The 12,241-nt window shown below is 54.2% G+C and carries 15 protein-coding genes; 5 read left to right on the forward strand and 10 right to left on the reverse strand.

Annotated features, from left to right (window positions below; translation table 11 throughout):
- Positions 1 to 5: 5 nt before the first annotated feature.
- Both V6944_RS09865 and mutY read right to left on the reverse strand, forming a co-directional pair.
- Positions 6 to 281, reverse strand: coding sequence for an oxidative damage protection protein (locus V6944_RS09865; RefSeq protein ID WP_035892037.1), 276 nt, complete (start codon positions 279 to 281; stop codon positions 6 to 8).
- Between the two features lie 26 nt (positions 282 to 307).
- Positions 308 to 1,360 carry an A/G-specific adenine glycosylase gene (gene mutY / locus V6944_RS09870; protein WP_333498821.1) on the reverse strand — a complete coding sequence of 351 codons (1,053 nt, stop codon included), beginning with the start codon at positions 1,358 to 1,360 and terminating at the stop codon, positions 308 to 310.
- 156 nt (positions 1,361 to 1,516) lie between these two features.
- Here mutY and trmB point away from each other — a divergent pair, with 156 nt between their 5' ends.
- The 4 genes from trmB to V6944_RS09890 all read left to right on the forward strand — a co-directional run bounded on the left by trmB (position 1,517) and on the right by V6944_RS09890 (position 4,457).
- Positions 1,517 to 2,236 carry a tRNA (guanosine(46)-N7)-methyltransferase TrmB gene (gene trmB, locus V6944_RS09875; protein ID WP_185668332.1) on the forward strand — a complete coding sequence of 240 codons (720 nt, stop codon included), beginning with the start codon at positions 1,517 to 1,519 and terminating at the stop codon, positions 2,234 to 2,236.
- A 1-nt stretch (position 2,237) separates the two neighbouring features.
- Positions 2,238 to 2,564: a YggL family protein gene (locus tag V6944_RS09880; protein ID WP_333498822.1), complete on the forward strand. Its 327-nt coding sequence runs from the start codon at positions 2,238 to 2,240 to the stop codon at positions 2,562 to 2,564.
- A 52-nt stretch (positions 2,565 to 2,616) separates the two neighbouring features.
- On the forward strand, positions 2,617 to 3,336 hold the full coding sequence (locus V6944_RS09885; protein ID WP_333498823.1) for a DUF2884 domain-containing protein: 720 nt from the start codon (positions 2,617 to 2,619) through the stop codon (positions 3,334 to 3,336).
- 116 nt (positions 3,337 to 3,452) lie between these two features.
- Positions 3,453 to 4,457: a DUF1202 family protein gene (locus V6944_RS09890; RefSeq protein ID WP_333498824.1), complete on the forward strand. Its 1,005-nt coding sequence runs from the start codon at positions 3,453 to 3,455 to the stop codon at positions 4,455 to 4,457.
- Positions 4,458 to 4,497: 40 nt separating this feature from the next.
- On the opposite strand, the gene V6944_RS09895 is transcribed toward V6944_RS09890, so the two are convergent.
- The 8 genes from V6944_RS09895 to V6944_RS09930 all read right to left on the reverse strand — a co-directional run bounded on the left by V6944_RS09895 (position 4,498) and on the right by V6944_RS09930 (position 10,946).
- The gene (locus V6944_RS09895) at positions 4,498 to 5,799 is read right to left on the reverse strand and encodes a TRAP transporter large permease (RefSeq protein ID WP_333498825.1); all 1,302 of its coding nucleotides are present in this window, start codon (positions 5,797 to 5,799) and stop codon (positions 4,498 to 4,500) included.
- The gene (locus tag V6944_RS09900; RefSeq protein ID WP_333498826.1) at positions 5,799 to 6,302 is read right to left on the reverse strand and encodes a TRAP transporter small permease; all 504 of its coding nucleotides are present in this window, start codon (positions 6,300 to 6,302) and stop codon (positions 5,799 to 5,801) included. Before V6944_RS09900 ends, V6944_RS09895 begins: the two co-directional genes overlap by 1 nt.
- 47 nt (positions 6,303 to 6,349) lie before the next feature.
- Complete coding sequence (locus V6944_RS09905) at positions 6,350 to 7,336, reverse strand: TRAP transporter substrate-binding protein (RefSeq protein WP_333498827.1); 987 nt, start codon at positions 7,334 to 7,336, stop codon at positions 6,350 to 6,352.
- A gap of 302 nt (positions 7,337 to 7,638) precedes the next feature.
- A complete protein-coding gene (hemW, locus tag V6944_RS09910; RefSeq protein WP_333498828.1) occupies positions 7,639 to 8,775 on the reverse strand; it encodes a radical SAM family heme chaperone HemW in 1,137 nt (378 codons plus the stop codon).
- Positions 8,768 to 9,361 carry an XTP/dITP diphosphatase gene (locus tag V6944_RS09915; protein ID WP_333498829.1) on the reverse strand — a complete coding sequence of 198 codons (594 nt, stop codon included), beginning with the start codon at positions 9,359 to 9,361 and terminating at the stop codon, positions 8,768 to 8,770. Before V6944_RS09915 ends, hemW begins: the two co-directional genes overlap by 8 nt.
- An 8-nt stretch (positions 9,362 to 9,369) precedes the next feature.
- The gene (gene yggU, locus V6944_RS09920) at positions 9,370 to 9,660 is read right to left on the reverse strand and encodes a DUF167 family protein YggU (RefSeq protein WP_185668323.1); all 291 of its coding nucleotides are present in this window, start codon (positions 9,658 to 9,660) and stop codon (positions 9,370 to 9,372) included.
- Entirely contained in the window at positions 9,657 to 10,223 is a 567-nt protein-coding gene (locus tag V6944_RS09925) for a YggT family protein (RefSeq protein ID WP_220439532.1), read from the reverse strand. The genes yggU and V6944_RS09925 overlap by 4 nt, the downstream gene beginning before the upstream one ends.
- A gap of 18 nt (positions 10,224 to 10,241) precedes the next feature.
- Positions 10,242 to 10,946 carry a YggS family pyridoxal phosphate-dependent enzyme gene (locus tag V6944_RS09930; RefSeq protein WP_333498830.1) on the reverse strand — a complete coding sequence of 235 codons (705 nt, stop codon included), beginning with the start codon at positions 10,944 to 10,946 and terminating at the stop codon, positions 10,242 to 10,244.
- Between the two features lie 16 nt (positions 10,947 to 10,962).
- On the opposite strand from V6944_RS09930, the gene V6944_RS09935 reads away from it, so the two are divergent.
- A complete protein-coding gene (locus tag V6944_RS09935) occupies positions 10,963 to 11,943 on the forward strand; it encodes a type IV pilus twitching motility protein PilT (RefSeq protein ID WP_333498831.1) in 981 nt (326 codons plus the stop codon).
- Positions 11,944 to 12,241 lie beyond the last annotated feature (298 nt).

Raw genomic sequence — 12,241 nt, forward strand, 5'->3', positions numbered from 1 at the left:
GGCCCTTACTGTTTTTCAGGCGGCGTGTAGCCTTCAATGTGCACATCTTTGCCCTCAAACAGGAAATTGATCATTTCCTCTTCCAGCAGCTTACGGTGCTCCAGGTTCATCATGTTCAGTTTCTTTTCATTGATGAGCATGGTCTGCTTCTGCTGCCACTGCTTCCAGGCTTCTTTTGAGATCTCGTTATAGATACGCTTTCCCAGATCGCCTGGATAGAGCTGGAAATCCTGTCCTTCGGCGTCGCGCTGCAGGAAAGTACAAAAAATGGTTCTGCTCATAATCAATCCTCTTATGTCGCCGCTCGCTAAACGAGTGAATCGGCGCGTAACTGCTGCAACAGGCGCTCAACCGGTGCGGCCAGCCCCACGGAGGGCGGCTGCGCTAAGTTATACCAGAGAGCGTTGCCTTCATCCATGCAAGACGTGAATGAGGACACAGTAAGCCACATTGGCACGATGTCCAGATGGAAATGGCTGAAAGTATGGCGGAACGCGATAAGCTGGGTCAGCGTATCAGCAGGGATGTGCTGTGCCTCCAGCCAGTCTCGCAGCGCTTCTTCGGTCTCAAACTGCGGGAAACAGTATAGACCGCCCCACAGTCCGCTGGGCGGACGCTGTTGCAGAAAGACGTCACGGCCGTTCTGCATCATCAGAAAATAGCCAGTACGTTCAGGGATGGTCTGCTTGGGTTTTTTGCCCGGATACTGCGCCCAGCTGCTATTCGCTGTGGCGATACAGCCGTTCTCCAGCGGGCAGAGCGAACACTTCGGCTTAGAGCGGGTGCAGACCATGGCGCCGAGATCCATCATCGCCTGATTAAAGCGCGATACGCCAGCCGCAGGGGTGACTTGCTCGCTAATATCCCACAGCTTTTTCTCCACCTCTTTTTTACCCGGCCAGCCGCCCACGGCGTAGCAGCGTGCCAGCACGCGCTTGACGTTGCCGTCGAGAATCGGGAAATGTTTGCCGAGCGACAGCGACAAAATCGCTCCGGCGGTAGAGCGCCCTACGCCGGGCAGCGCGGCGACTTCATCGAAGGTTTCCGGGAAGCGTCCGTGGTGGAGCGTAGCCACCTGCTGCGCGGCCTTATGCAGGTTACGCGCGCGGGCGTAGTAGCCGAGCCCGGTCCACAGGTGCAGCACGTCATCGAGCGGCGCGTTAGCGAGATCGGTCACGGTTGGAAAACGTGCCATAAACCGTTCAAAGTACGGAATGACGGTGGTAACCTGCGTTTGTTGCAGCATTACCTCGGACAGCCATACTTTGTAAGGCGTCTTTTCAATTTGCCAGGGCAGGGTTTTACGCCCGTATTTGTCGTACCACTCCAGCACCTGGGCTGAAAATTGAGACGCTTGCATGGTCAAAGCTGTGCTTCCAGTATCGTACTATTCAGGGGCCAGATTGCAGCACAGCGGTACTATGCTGTAAACAGGAACTTTCCGGTGCTTGCATCCGGCAACTAACTTTGGATAATGCCCGTTTCCCGAACACTCTCACAAGCAGACTTAATTTTTATGAAGAACGACGTCATTTCACCGGAATTTGATGAAAACGGCCGCCCACTGCGCCGCATTCGTAGTTTTGTTCGTCGCCAGGGGCGACTGACAAAAGGGCAGGAACACGCGCTGGAAAACTACTGGCCGGTGATGGGCGTTGAATTCAGCGAAGAGCCTGTCGACCTCGCCGCCCTGTTTGGCCGTGAAGCACCGGTCACGCTGGAGATTGGTTTTGGGATGGGGGCGTCGCTGGTGGCGATGGCCAAAGCGCGTCCAGAGCAGAACTTCCTCGGCATTGAAGTGCACTCACCGGGCGTAGGTGCTTGCCTGGCATCCGCTCACGAAGAAGGTGTCGATAACCTGCGCGTGATGTGCCACGATGCGGTCGAAGTGCTGCACAAGATGATCCCGGACAACTCCCTGAACATGGTTCAGCTCTTTTTCCCTGACCCATGGCACAAAGCGCGTCATAATAAACGCCGTATCGTTCAGGTACCGTTTGCCGAACTGGTAAAAAGCAAACTGAAGCTGGGCGGCGTGTTCCACATGGCGACCGACTGGGAAGCCTATGCAGAACACATGCTGGAAGTGATGTCCTCCATTGACGGATATCAGAACCTGTCTGAAAGTAAAGACTATGTACCGCGCCCGCAATCGCGCCCGGTAACCAAATTTGAACAGCGTGGTCATCGTCTTGGCCACGGCGTATGGGACTTAATGTTCGAGAGGGTGAAATAAAATGGCAAAGAATCGTAGCCGTCGTTTGCGTAAAAAGATGCACATCGATGAGTTTCAGGAAATTGGTTTCTCCGTTGCATGGCGCTTCCCGGAAGGCACCAGCGCAGAGCAGATCGATAATCAAGTCGACCAGTTTATCGATGAAGTGATCGAGCCGAACAAACTGGCCTTTGACGGCAGCGGCTATCTGGCCTGGGAAGGTCTGATTTGCACCCAGGAAATCGGTAAATGCACCGAAGAACACCAGGCTCTGGTCCGTAAGTGGCTGGAAGACCGCAAGTACGAAGAAGTCCGCACCAGCGAACTTTTCGACGTTTGGTGGGACTAATAAAGCATAAGGGGCCGGCATTCGCTGGCCCGATTTGTTTTGAGGGAGAGTGATGATGCGCAAAACGCTGCTGACGGCAGTTTTAACCTTCACGGCGATGTCCGCCCATGCTGACTACCAGTGCAGCGTAACCCCCCGCGATGACGTCGTCCTTAGCCCGAAAACCGTGCAGGTCAAAGGTGAAAACGGCAACCTGGTGATTACCCCAACCGGCGATGTGACCTACAACGGTAAGGTCTACACGCTGAGTGCCGCCCAGCGCGAGCAGGCGAAAGACTACCAGACCGAACTGCGCAGCGCGCTGCCGTGGATTGACGATGGGGCTCGCAGCCGCGTAGAAAAAGGTCGCGTAGCGCTGGATAAAATCATCGCCAAAGAAGTGGGTGAAAGCAGCAATATGCGTGGTCGTCTGACCAAGCTTGATGCGCAGCTCAAAGCACAGATGAACCGTATTATTGAACACCGCACCGACGGTCTGACCTTCCACTATAAAGCTATCGACGAAGTTCGTGCCGATGGCCAGCAGTTGGTGAATCAGGCGATGGGCGGTATTCTCCAGGACAGCATCAACGAAATGGGTGCTAAGGCCGTGCTAAAAGGCGGCGGTAACCCGCTTCAGGGCGTGCTGGGGAGCTTAGGCGGCCTGCAAACGGCCATTCAGAATGAATGGAAAAACCAGGAGGCTGATTTCCAGGCTTTCGGTAAAGACGTTTGTGGTCGCGTGGTGTCGCTGGAAGAGAGCCGTAAGGCGCTGGTTAGCACCCTGAAATAATCCCTTCTTCACTGGCTGCCTGCTTTTCGCCGGTAGCCAGAATCAGATTTCGTTTATCCTTCTTCCCTTCGCAGATTCCGTATGATGCACCCTCACTCATAAAAAGGAATTTGCCGATGACACTCGCCTGGAAATGCGGGCTACTCCTGCTCAGCAGTATCTCCCTTCACGCCTTCGCCGAAGACAACACGCCTACCGATGAGGTCATCAAGCAGCAGTTTGCCGCGCAGTCCGGTGGTGAAATGCGTCTGGACGCCTTGACGCTTCGCCCGCTGGAAGCGGTAGGCAATCGTGCCACCTACATGGTGGAAGGCGATATGGCTGCAACCGATAACCTCTATAGCATGGTTGGTATGGCGGGGGATTACCTCTTCTACGAACGAACCTGGACTAAAGGCCAGCCGGTCAAGTTCTCGGCGATGATGACGGCGGTGGGAACCAAAGCCTCCAGCTGGAAAACCGAGTTTTTCTCCATGCAGATGGCGGCCAAAAACGCGGGTAGGCCATTTAAAGAGAAAGAGGATCTCTCAAAGGTGCTGGTGGTTAACGACAGCGGCTTTATGGCGCAGTTTGCCAAAATAGATGCGCAGTTTGCGGCCAGTAAGACAATCGTTCAGAAACAGCGTAAAGAATACGAAGCGCTACAGCAAAAGCTCGCTGCGCAAGATGAGAAAATCAAACGTGCATGGGGAACGGATGCAAACGGCAAGCCGCTCGATCGCGGTGCGGTTCAACGAGCGCAAGTCCAACAGTTGAATGAACTCGACCGTAAAAATAACATTGCCAAATTTGAGTCTCAGTATTACCTCAACGTTTATGAACCTGCGCTGGCAGCCTGCCAGAAAAAAGCGGGTTGCGATAGCGCTCCTATTCACGCAGCCCTTAACGTGGCGCTAGAGAAAACAAAAGAGGAGTACTACCGCCAGCATACCCAGTTGCGGGACAAACTGACCGCTGACATGGCGGAAAAAGATAAACAGTTGGCACCGCTGCAGAAAGAGCGTCAGGCGCTGTATGAACAGATGATGGGGGTGTCATTCAGTATTGATGACCTTGAACGCGACGCTAAGGTCTGGCAGGAAGAGACAACGAAATTGCGCGAAAATGGCGTGATTCCGTAATTCAGGATGAAAGGGAGGCTCGCCTCCCTTTCAGAAAAATTTACATCAGCCCCAGAATCTGTGGAATAAACAGGGAAATCTGCGGGATATAGGTAATCATCATCAGCGCAATCAGCAGTGCTGCATAGAAAGGAAGCAGCGGCTTGATCAACTGTTGGATCTTCACCCCAGAGATTGAGCAGCCGACAAACAGGGCGCTGCCTACCGGTGGTGTCAGCAGACCGATACACAGGTTAGCCACCATCATGATCCCGAAATGTACCGGGTCCATCCCCAGATCCTGAGCGATCGGCAGGAAGATCGGCGTGAAGATCAGCACCGCAGGCGTCATATCCATAAAGATACCGACGATCAGCAGCACGATGTTAATCAGCAGCAGAATCACCAGCGGATTGTCGGAGATCCCCATCAGCGTGTCGCTGATCATATAAGGGATATCGGCGTTGGTCATTGCCCATGACATGCCCACAGAAAAACCGATCAGCAGCAGAACGATGGAGGTGGTCACCACCGACTCAAGGATAAGCTTAGGCAGGTCTCGCCACTTCACCTCGCGGTAGATAAGCACCGATAGAATAAAGGTATAAACCACTGCAATGGCAGAGGCTTCGGTGGCGGTGAAAATCCCGCCGAGGATGCCGCCCATCACGATAAAGACCAGCAGCAGGCTTGGCAGCGCGTCGAGGAAGGCTTTCGCCGCTTGCGCACAGGTTGGGCGCTCAGAAACCGGATAGCCGCGGCGTTTGGCAATAACCGCGCAGACGATCATGATAGCCAGGCCCATCAAGATGCCGGGCAGGTAGCCCGCCATAAAGAGCGAAGCGACTGAAACCCCGCCAGCAGTAAGGGAGAAAACAATGAGTACGTTTGACGGCGGGATCAGCAAGCCGGTGATGCAGGAAGAGACGTTAACCGCCGTAGAGAATGCCGGATCGTAGCCTTTTTTGCTCTGGATCGGATGCAGCGTTCCGCCGACGGCTGCCGCCGCCGCAACCGCTGAACCTGAAATGGATCCAAACATCATATTGGCGAGTACGTTGACATGGCCCAGCGAGCCGGGCACCCGACCAACCATCACCTGCGCGAGATTAATTAACCGTATCGCAATGCCGCCGCTGTTCATCAGCGTACCGGCGAAAATAAAGAATGGGATCGCTAGCAGGGCGAAGTTATCGAGCCCGTTCGCCAGGCGTTGGGAAACGGTAATCACCGCGATATCCCACGGGAACATCAATAGCATGGAGGCGACGGTGGCAATCCCGATGGAAAACGAAATCGGCACGCCGATAAACACCAGCACGAAGAAAGCGCCAAACAGCGTTAAGGCAATATACCCGTCCATTAGCACGCTCCTTGCGCGGAATTTTTCAGGCTCAGTAAGCCATTAACGATGAACCATAGGGCGTAAAACATCATGATGAGACCGGTTAATGGCAGGATCAGATAGACGTAGCCCATCGGGATCTGCATCGCAGCGGACACCTGCGAGGTGGCGAGCGTTTTAGCGATAAGCTTCAGGCCGCCGGTGACAATCACCGAACCAGCAAAGAGAAAAATCAGCAGATTAATGACGACGCTGAGTAGCTTTTGTTTTTGTGGTTTCAGCGTCATTGCCAGTAAATCGATGGCCAGATGGCGTTGAGCACCGACGGTATAGGCGGCCCCGAGTAGACCAACCCAAATCATCAAGAAGCGCGCCAGTTCATCGGTGAGCGTGCTGGGCTGGCTTAACACATAGCGGCTAAAGACCTGCCAGACGACACATACAACCAGCGCGATCATGACCGCGACGGAGAATGCGGCGATCGCGCGGTCCACCGCCTGTTTAGTGCGGGTAAAAATCATCGTTTGTTATCCTGGTGAAGGCGGGCCAGGGGCTGGCCCGCAAGGGATTATTCTGCGGCGGCTTCAAATTTGGCCAGCAGCGCGGCCTGTTTTGGATCTTTGCTGAAATCATCGAACAGCGGCTGAACGGCGGCACGGAACGGCGCTTTGTCGACCTTGACGATCTCTCCACCCATGGCTTTAGCCTGTGCGCGGGTGTCGGCATCGACCTGATCCCACAACTTCTGCTGATAAGCTTCTGAGGCTTTGGCCGCTTTGGCGAGAATCTGCTGCTGCTCCGGCGTCAGCTTGTTCCAGGTTTTGGTAGAAATAACCAGAAAATCTGGAATAGAGGCATGCTCATCTTCGGAGAACACCTTGGCAATTTCGATATGGCGCGTTTGCACCCATGACGGCACGTTATTTTCTGCACCATCGACGACACCTTGCTGCATGGCGGTATAGACTTCTCCGAACGAAATAGGCGTTGGTGAACCACCCATTAATTCCACCATTTTAATCGTCGTTGGGCTGGCCTGAACGCGAATTTTCAGCCCTTTTAAATCTTCAGGTTTGGTAATAGGCTGTTTAGCGTAAAAACTACGGGTACCGGCGACATAAGCCGAAAGTGCAAAGAATCCTTTCTCTTTCGTGGATTCCATAATTTCTTTGCCGACATCACCAAAGACGACTTTATTAAAATGGTTCTGGTCTTTAAACAGGAATGGCAGGTTATAAATAGCGTACACGTTATCAAATGATTCCAGATCGCTGGCAGACCCTTTGGTTAAATCCAGCGCCCCGTTTTGCAACAGCTCCATGGTTTCTCGCGCACTGCCCATCTGGCTGCTTGGGTAGATACGGAGCGTCATTTTGCCGTCAGATAGCTGCTTAACTTCTTTCGCCATTTCCTCAAAAGCCTGGTGAACAACGTGGCTGCGCTCAAGGTTGTGTGCGAGTTTCAGCGTCACCTTTTCTGCGGCACTGGCCCCGGTGGAAAGTAACGCGAGCAGAGAAACGCACATCAGCGTTTTGCTAAAAGAGAGAGGTTTCATTAATAGGCTCCATGCACATTAATTATCGTGGTTTATATCTGTCGGGATAGCTTGTGTTTCTGTATGACATATTATCCTGGTTGTCAGACAACTTCACGATAGCGCTCTCACATTTTTAACCTGTCTATACGTTAAATGCGATTTTTGTGTGCTGGGTTATATTTATTTAATATCCATAACTGGTTATTAATATTTTATTGAAATGTTTACATCGAAATTATTCGTTAATATTAGCCCAGATAACTCGGAATAAATTAGGTATATATTTGCCGTTATTAATAACGGCAAATATATAAGTTGCGTTATTCGCTGAGGAATAATTCCAGCAGCGAATTCAAAAATAGCTTGCCGTGCTCGGTGATCTGCCAGTACGCCTCGCACTCGGTCAGGTAGTTCTGCGCCAGTGCTTCATCAAGCTGCGGGCGGATCACGCTTTCATCGAGGCCGGTGTAGGCGCTGAATTCCGCGCGTGGCGCTGGTTCCAGCAGGCGAAAACGGTTCATAAAGAACTCGAACGGTTTGTCCGCGTTTTCGACGTCATGCTGACGTTCCAGATAGCGTCCTTCCATATAACCGCGCGGGTGGCGGGTCTTCGCCGTACGCAGAATGCGCCCATCCGGGAAGGTCACCTTACCGTGCGCGCCGCAGCCGATACCGAGATAGTCGCCAAAGCGCCAGTAGTTGAGGTTGTGCTGGCACTGGTAGCCCGGTTTGGCATAAGCCGAGGTTTCATACTGCTGATAGCCCGCGGCGGTCAGCAGCTGATGGCCTTGTTCGAAGATATCCCACAGCGAATCATCGTCCGGCAGCACCGGTGGCCGAGAACCGAACAGCGTATTAGGCTCAATGGTCAGCTGATACCAGGAGAGGTGCGGCGGCGAAAGTTCAATCGCCTGACGCAGGTCGCTCAGCGCCTCTTCCAGTGATTGATCCGGCAACCCGTGCATCAGGTCGAGGTTGAAGCTGCGTAGCCCCAGCCCGCTCGCCAGACGCGCAGCGCGCTTTGCCTCTTCTGGCCCGTGAATACGCCCCAGCCGCTGCAATTTGCTGTCGCTAAAGCTCTGCACGCCGATGGAGATGCGGTTCACCCCCGCGCGCTGATACTCCACAAAGCGGTCAGCTTCTACGGTGCCTGGGTTGGCTTCCATGGTGATTTCCGCGTCGCTTGCCAGCTTCAGACGCGTTCGCACGCCGTCGAGCAAGGTCTGCATCGCCGGGCCCGAAAGCAGGCTCGGCGTACCGCCGCCAATAAAGATGGTCTTTACTTCACGTCCCTGCGCCCAGGCGACATCCGCATCTAAATCGCTCAGCAGATGCTGTACGTAGTCGTCGTGCGGCACTTCGCCCTTGAGCGCGTGCGAGTTAAAGTCGCAGTACGGGCATTTTTGCACGCACCACGGGATATGAATGTAGAGACTCAGCGGAGGCAGATTAACCATTGCGCATCGCTTCCAGTAACTGCTTCAGCGCTTGACCGCGGTGGGAGATGGCAATCTTCTCTTCGCGCGTGAGTTCGGCAGCAGTTTTGCCTTCCGACGGTATGAAGAAGATAGGATCGTAGCCAAAACCGCCTTCACCCGCCGGTGCGCGGGTAATGACGCCAGGCCAGCGGCCGTGACACACCAGCGGCGTGGGATCTTCGGCGTGACGCAGGTACACCAGCACGCAGTGGAACTGCGCCTGACGCTGGTCGTCCGGAACGTCTTTCAACGTCACTAGCAGCTTTTCCAGATTCTGCTGGTCGGTTGCGTCCTCGCCGGAATAGCGGGCGGAGTAGATACCTGGCGCGCCGCCGAGTACATCAACGGCAAGGCCGGAGTCGTCGGCAATCGCCGGTAAGCCGGTCACCTGGGCGGCATGGCGTGCTTTGAGGATCGCATTCTCAATAAAGGTCAGCCCGGTCTCCTCAGCGGATTCCACGCCAAGCTCGGTCTGGGCGACGATATCAAGACCAAAATCAGCGAGCAGCGAGGCGAGCTCGCGCACTTTACCGGCGTTACCGGTAGCGAGGACAACTTTTTGCATGGGATATCCTAATTTGTCAGGGCTGCAATGCCCGCAGGAATATGTTGCGGATGAATAATTTTAACCTGTTTATGCCGCCCCAGTTCGCCTTTCTCGACGATGACCTGGCTTTTGGCGACCTTAAACTGTTTGGCGAGATACTTCACCAGATGGGCATTAGCCTGCCCATCAACGGGTGGGGCGGTGATGGCGACTTTTAATTCGTCGCCATGCTCCCCGACAATCGCGTCACGGCTGGCCTTTGGCTGAATGTACAGCCGCAGAACCAGCCCGTCATCGCAGGGCGTGACGGCACTCATAGCGCCATCCACAGTCCTGGCAGCAGCATATTGCCGGTGGCCTGCAGGACTTCTGCGATGCCCATGTTAATCACGTAGAGCAGCAGAACCAGCACCATTGGAGAGAAATCAATGCCTCCCATGGACGGCAGCAGTCGGCGGATTGGGCGCAGCAGCGGCTCGGCAAGCTGCATCAGCACGAATTCAACCGGGCTGCGGCCCTGGCTGACCCAACTCATGATAGCCATCAGCAGCAGTACCCAGAAGATCAGCAGGCCGATAGTCTTGAGCAGAATCAGTACCGCCGAGATCCAGATAATTGGCTGGAAGGTCACCACCATAAACAGCACGATGGCCTTGATAAAGCACAGGATAAACGCCAGCAGCAACGAGGAGCTGTCCAGCGGCCCCATTGGCGGAATAATACGGCGCAGCGGCCCAACGATAGGCTGGGTTATCTTCACCACGAACTGAGAGAACGGGTTGTAGAAATCACAGCGCGCCCACTGCATCCAGACGCGCAGGAGTAGCACCATTGTGTACAGTTCGAGAACTGTAGCGAGCAGGAAGGTCAACGTCTTCATGGCGTTCCTTGAGGTTCCTTATTTTTTTGTGTAATCACGCGCACCGAAAATCGCGGTGCCAATGCGTACCATTGTACTACCCGCCGCGATGGCGGCTTCCATATCGTCAGACATGCCCAAAGATAATGTGTCGACGGTAGGGTAGTCTGCTTTCAACCGCGCAAAGGCGGCTGCCATCTGGCGAGCAACGGCAAACTGCCGCTCGTACTCGGTCTCCGGGGCCGGAATGGCCATCAGGCCGCGCAGGCGGACGTTTGGCAGCGCGACAATGTCGGCGGCCAGGGCATCCAGTGCGTCCAGCGAAATACCGGATTTGCTCTGTTCATCGCTGATGTTGATTTGAATCAGCACGTTAAGCGGCGGCATTTCTACCGGACGCTGCTCGCTCAGCCTTGTTGCTATCTTCAGGCGGTCGACGGTATGACACCAGTCGAAATGCTCGGCGACCAGGCGGCTTTTGTTGGACTGCAACGGGCCGATAAAGTGCCATTGTAGCGAGGTGATACCTTTTTCCCGAAAGTGGAGGATCTTATCCACCCCTTCCTGAACATAGTTTTCGCCAAATGCCCGCTGCCCGGCAGCGACTGCTTCTTCGACGGCGCTCGCAGGTTTGGTTTTACTGACTGCAAGCAGCGTAACTTCTTCTGAATCACGGCCGCAACGTACTGCTGCCGCTGAGATTTTCTCCCTGACCTGTGCCAGGTTATGCGCAATATCGTTCATATGTGCTGGTGGGTCTATGGATATACAAGAAATGGTGTCGCTTAGTGTAAAGCATAACGTATCGGATCTACACCTATGTAGCAGCAGGACGGCACGCTGGCGCCAGGCCGGAAAGCTTTTGATCGCGCCGTTTTCCTCGCCGGACCCGCAAATGCTGCTGGCGAGCTGGCTCAATGAAGCGCAAAAGCGCGAATGGCAGCAGCGCCATCAGCTGGATTTTGCGCTCTCGCTGCCTGGCTGTCCGCGCCTGCGTGCCAGCGCCTTTACGCACAGCCAGGGTATCTCTCTGGTGCTGAGACTGCTTCCAATGACCTGTCCAACGCTTGCGGCGCTGCATACGCCGGTGGCGCTGGCGGAACTGCTACGGGAAGAGAGCGGGCTTATTCTGGTGACGGGTGCGACGGGCAGCGGCAAATCGACGACCCTTGCCGCGATGGTTGATCACCTCAATCACCAACTGGCAGGGCATATTATGACGCTCGAAGATCCGGTGGAGTTTGTACATGAAAGCGACAGTTGTTTAATTCATCAGCGCGAAGTCGGGGCTCACACGGCCTCATTTTCCGTAGCTCTGCGGGCGGCGCTGCGTCAGGATCCTGACGTTATCCTGTTGGGCGAGCTGCGCGATAGCGATACCATTCGGCTCGCGCTGACGGCGGCAGAAACCGGGCACTTGGTGCTGGCAACCCTGCATACGCGAGGGGCGGCGCAGGCCATTGAACGTCTTGTTGACGTTTTCCCCGCGCAGGAAAAAGAGCCGGTGCGTCACCAACTGGCTAGCAGCTTGTGCGCGGTGCTATCGCAAAAGTTACAGCCGGGTAATCATGGCGGGCGGGTTGCCTTGTTTGAAATGCTGATCAACACGCCCGCCGTGGGCAACCTGATTCGCGAAGGAAAGACACACCAGTTGGCCGGGGTGATGCAGACCGGCCTTCAGAGCGGGATGCAGACTTTCAGCCAGAGCTATCAGCAGCGGGTGAACGCCGGGATGCTATAGCGTTGCGAAGGGAGTATACTTTTCACGCCGGTAATCGGTAGATAAATCGGCCCGGCGCTGAAACATTTTTCCTACCACAATGTATACATTAATAATGTGATGTAATTCCTGTTTTTCAATAAGTACATTTTAAGTGATTATATTTTAAATAGCGTTTGTAAATATAATTATTTATCCTGTTGCGCGAATGTATTTTTTGTGGTTTCTACGTGATAATGCACAAAACATTTTTATAACTTACTACGATTTTTATTCTAATAGGGTAATAATCTCTAAGCCATTAGGATGAGTTATTTGT

The sequence above is a fragment of the Kluyvera sp. CHPC 1.2972 genome, from assembly GCF_036759925.1.
Lineage (GTDB): Bacteria > Pseudomonadota > Gammaproteobacteria > Enterobacterales > Enterobacteriaceae > Kluyvera.

Bases quoted from the DNA above. Each gene is read 5' to 3' on its own strand.
- V6944_RS09900 (WP_333498826.1), bottom strand. From the start codon at position 6,302: ATGATTTTTACCCGCACTAAACAGGCGGTGGACCGCGCGATCGCCGCA.
- V6944_RS09890 (WP_333498824.1), top strand. From the start codon at position 3,453: ATGACACTCGCCTGGAAATGCGGGCTACTCCTGCTCAGCAGTATCTCC.
- V6944_RS09895 (WP_333498825.1), bottom strand. From the start codon at position 5,799: ATGGACGGGTATATTGCCTTAACGCTGTTTGGCGCTTTCTTCGTGCTG.
- yggU (WP_185668323.1), bottom strand. From the start codon at position 9,660: ATGAGTGCCGTCACGCCCTGCGATGACGGGCTGGTTCTGCGGCTGTAC.
- V6944_RS09915 (WP_333498829.1), bottom strand. From the start codon at position 9,361: ATGCAAAAAGTTGTCCTCGCTACCGGTAACGCCGGTAAAGTGCGCGAG.
- V6944_RS09880 (WP_333498822.1), top strand. From the start codon at position 2,238: ATGGCAAAGAATCGTAGCCGTCGTTTGCGTAAAAAGATGCACATCGAT.
- V6944_RS09865 (WP_035892037.1), bottom strand. From the start codon at position 281: ATGAGCAGAACCATTTTTTGTACTTTCCTGCAGCGCGACGCCGAAGGA.
- hemW (WP_333498828.1), bottom strand. From the start codon at position 8,775: ATGGTTAATCTGCCTCCGCTGAGTCTCTACATTCATATCCCGTGGTGC.
- V6944_RS09925 (WP_220439532.1), bottom strand. From the start codon at position 10,223: ATGAAGACGTTGACCTTCCTGCTCGCTACAGTTCTCGAACTGTACACA.
- mutY (WP_333498821.1), bottom strand. From the start codon at position 1,360: ATGCAAGCGTCTCAATTTTCAGCCCAGGTGCTGGAGTGGTACGACAAA.
- trmB (WP_185668332.1), top strand. From the start codon at position 1,517: ATGAAGAACGACGTCATTTCACCGGAATTTGATGAAAACGGCCGCCCA.
- V6944_RS09905 (WP_333498827.1), bottom strand. From the start codon at position 7,336: ATGAAACCTCTCTCTTTTAGCAAAACGCTGATGTGCGTTTCTCTGCTC.
- V6944_RS09930 (WP_333498830.1), bottom strand. From the start codon at position 10,946: ATGAACGATATTGCGCATAACCTGGCACAGGTCAGGGAGAAAATCTCA.
- V6944_RS09935 (WP_333498831.1), top strand. From the start codon at position 10,963: ATGGATATACAAGAAATGGTGTCGCTTAGTGTAAAGCATAACGTATCG.
- V6944_RS09885 (WP_333498823.1), top strand. From the start codon at position 2,617: ATGATGCGCAAAACGCTGCTGACGGCAGTTTTAACCTTCACGGCGATG.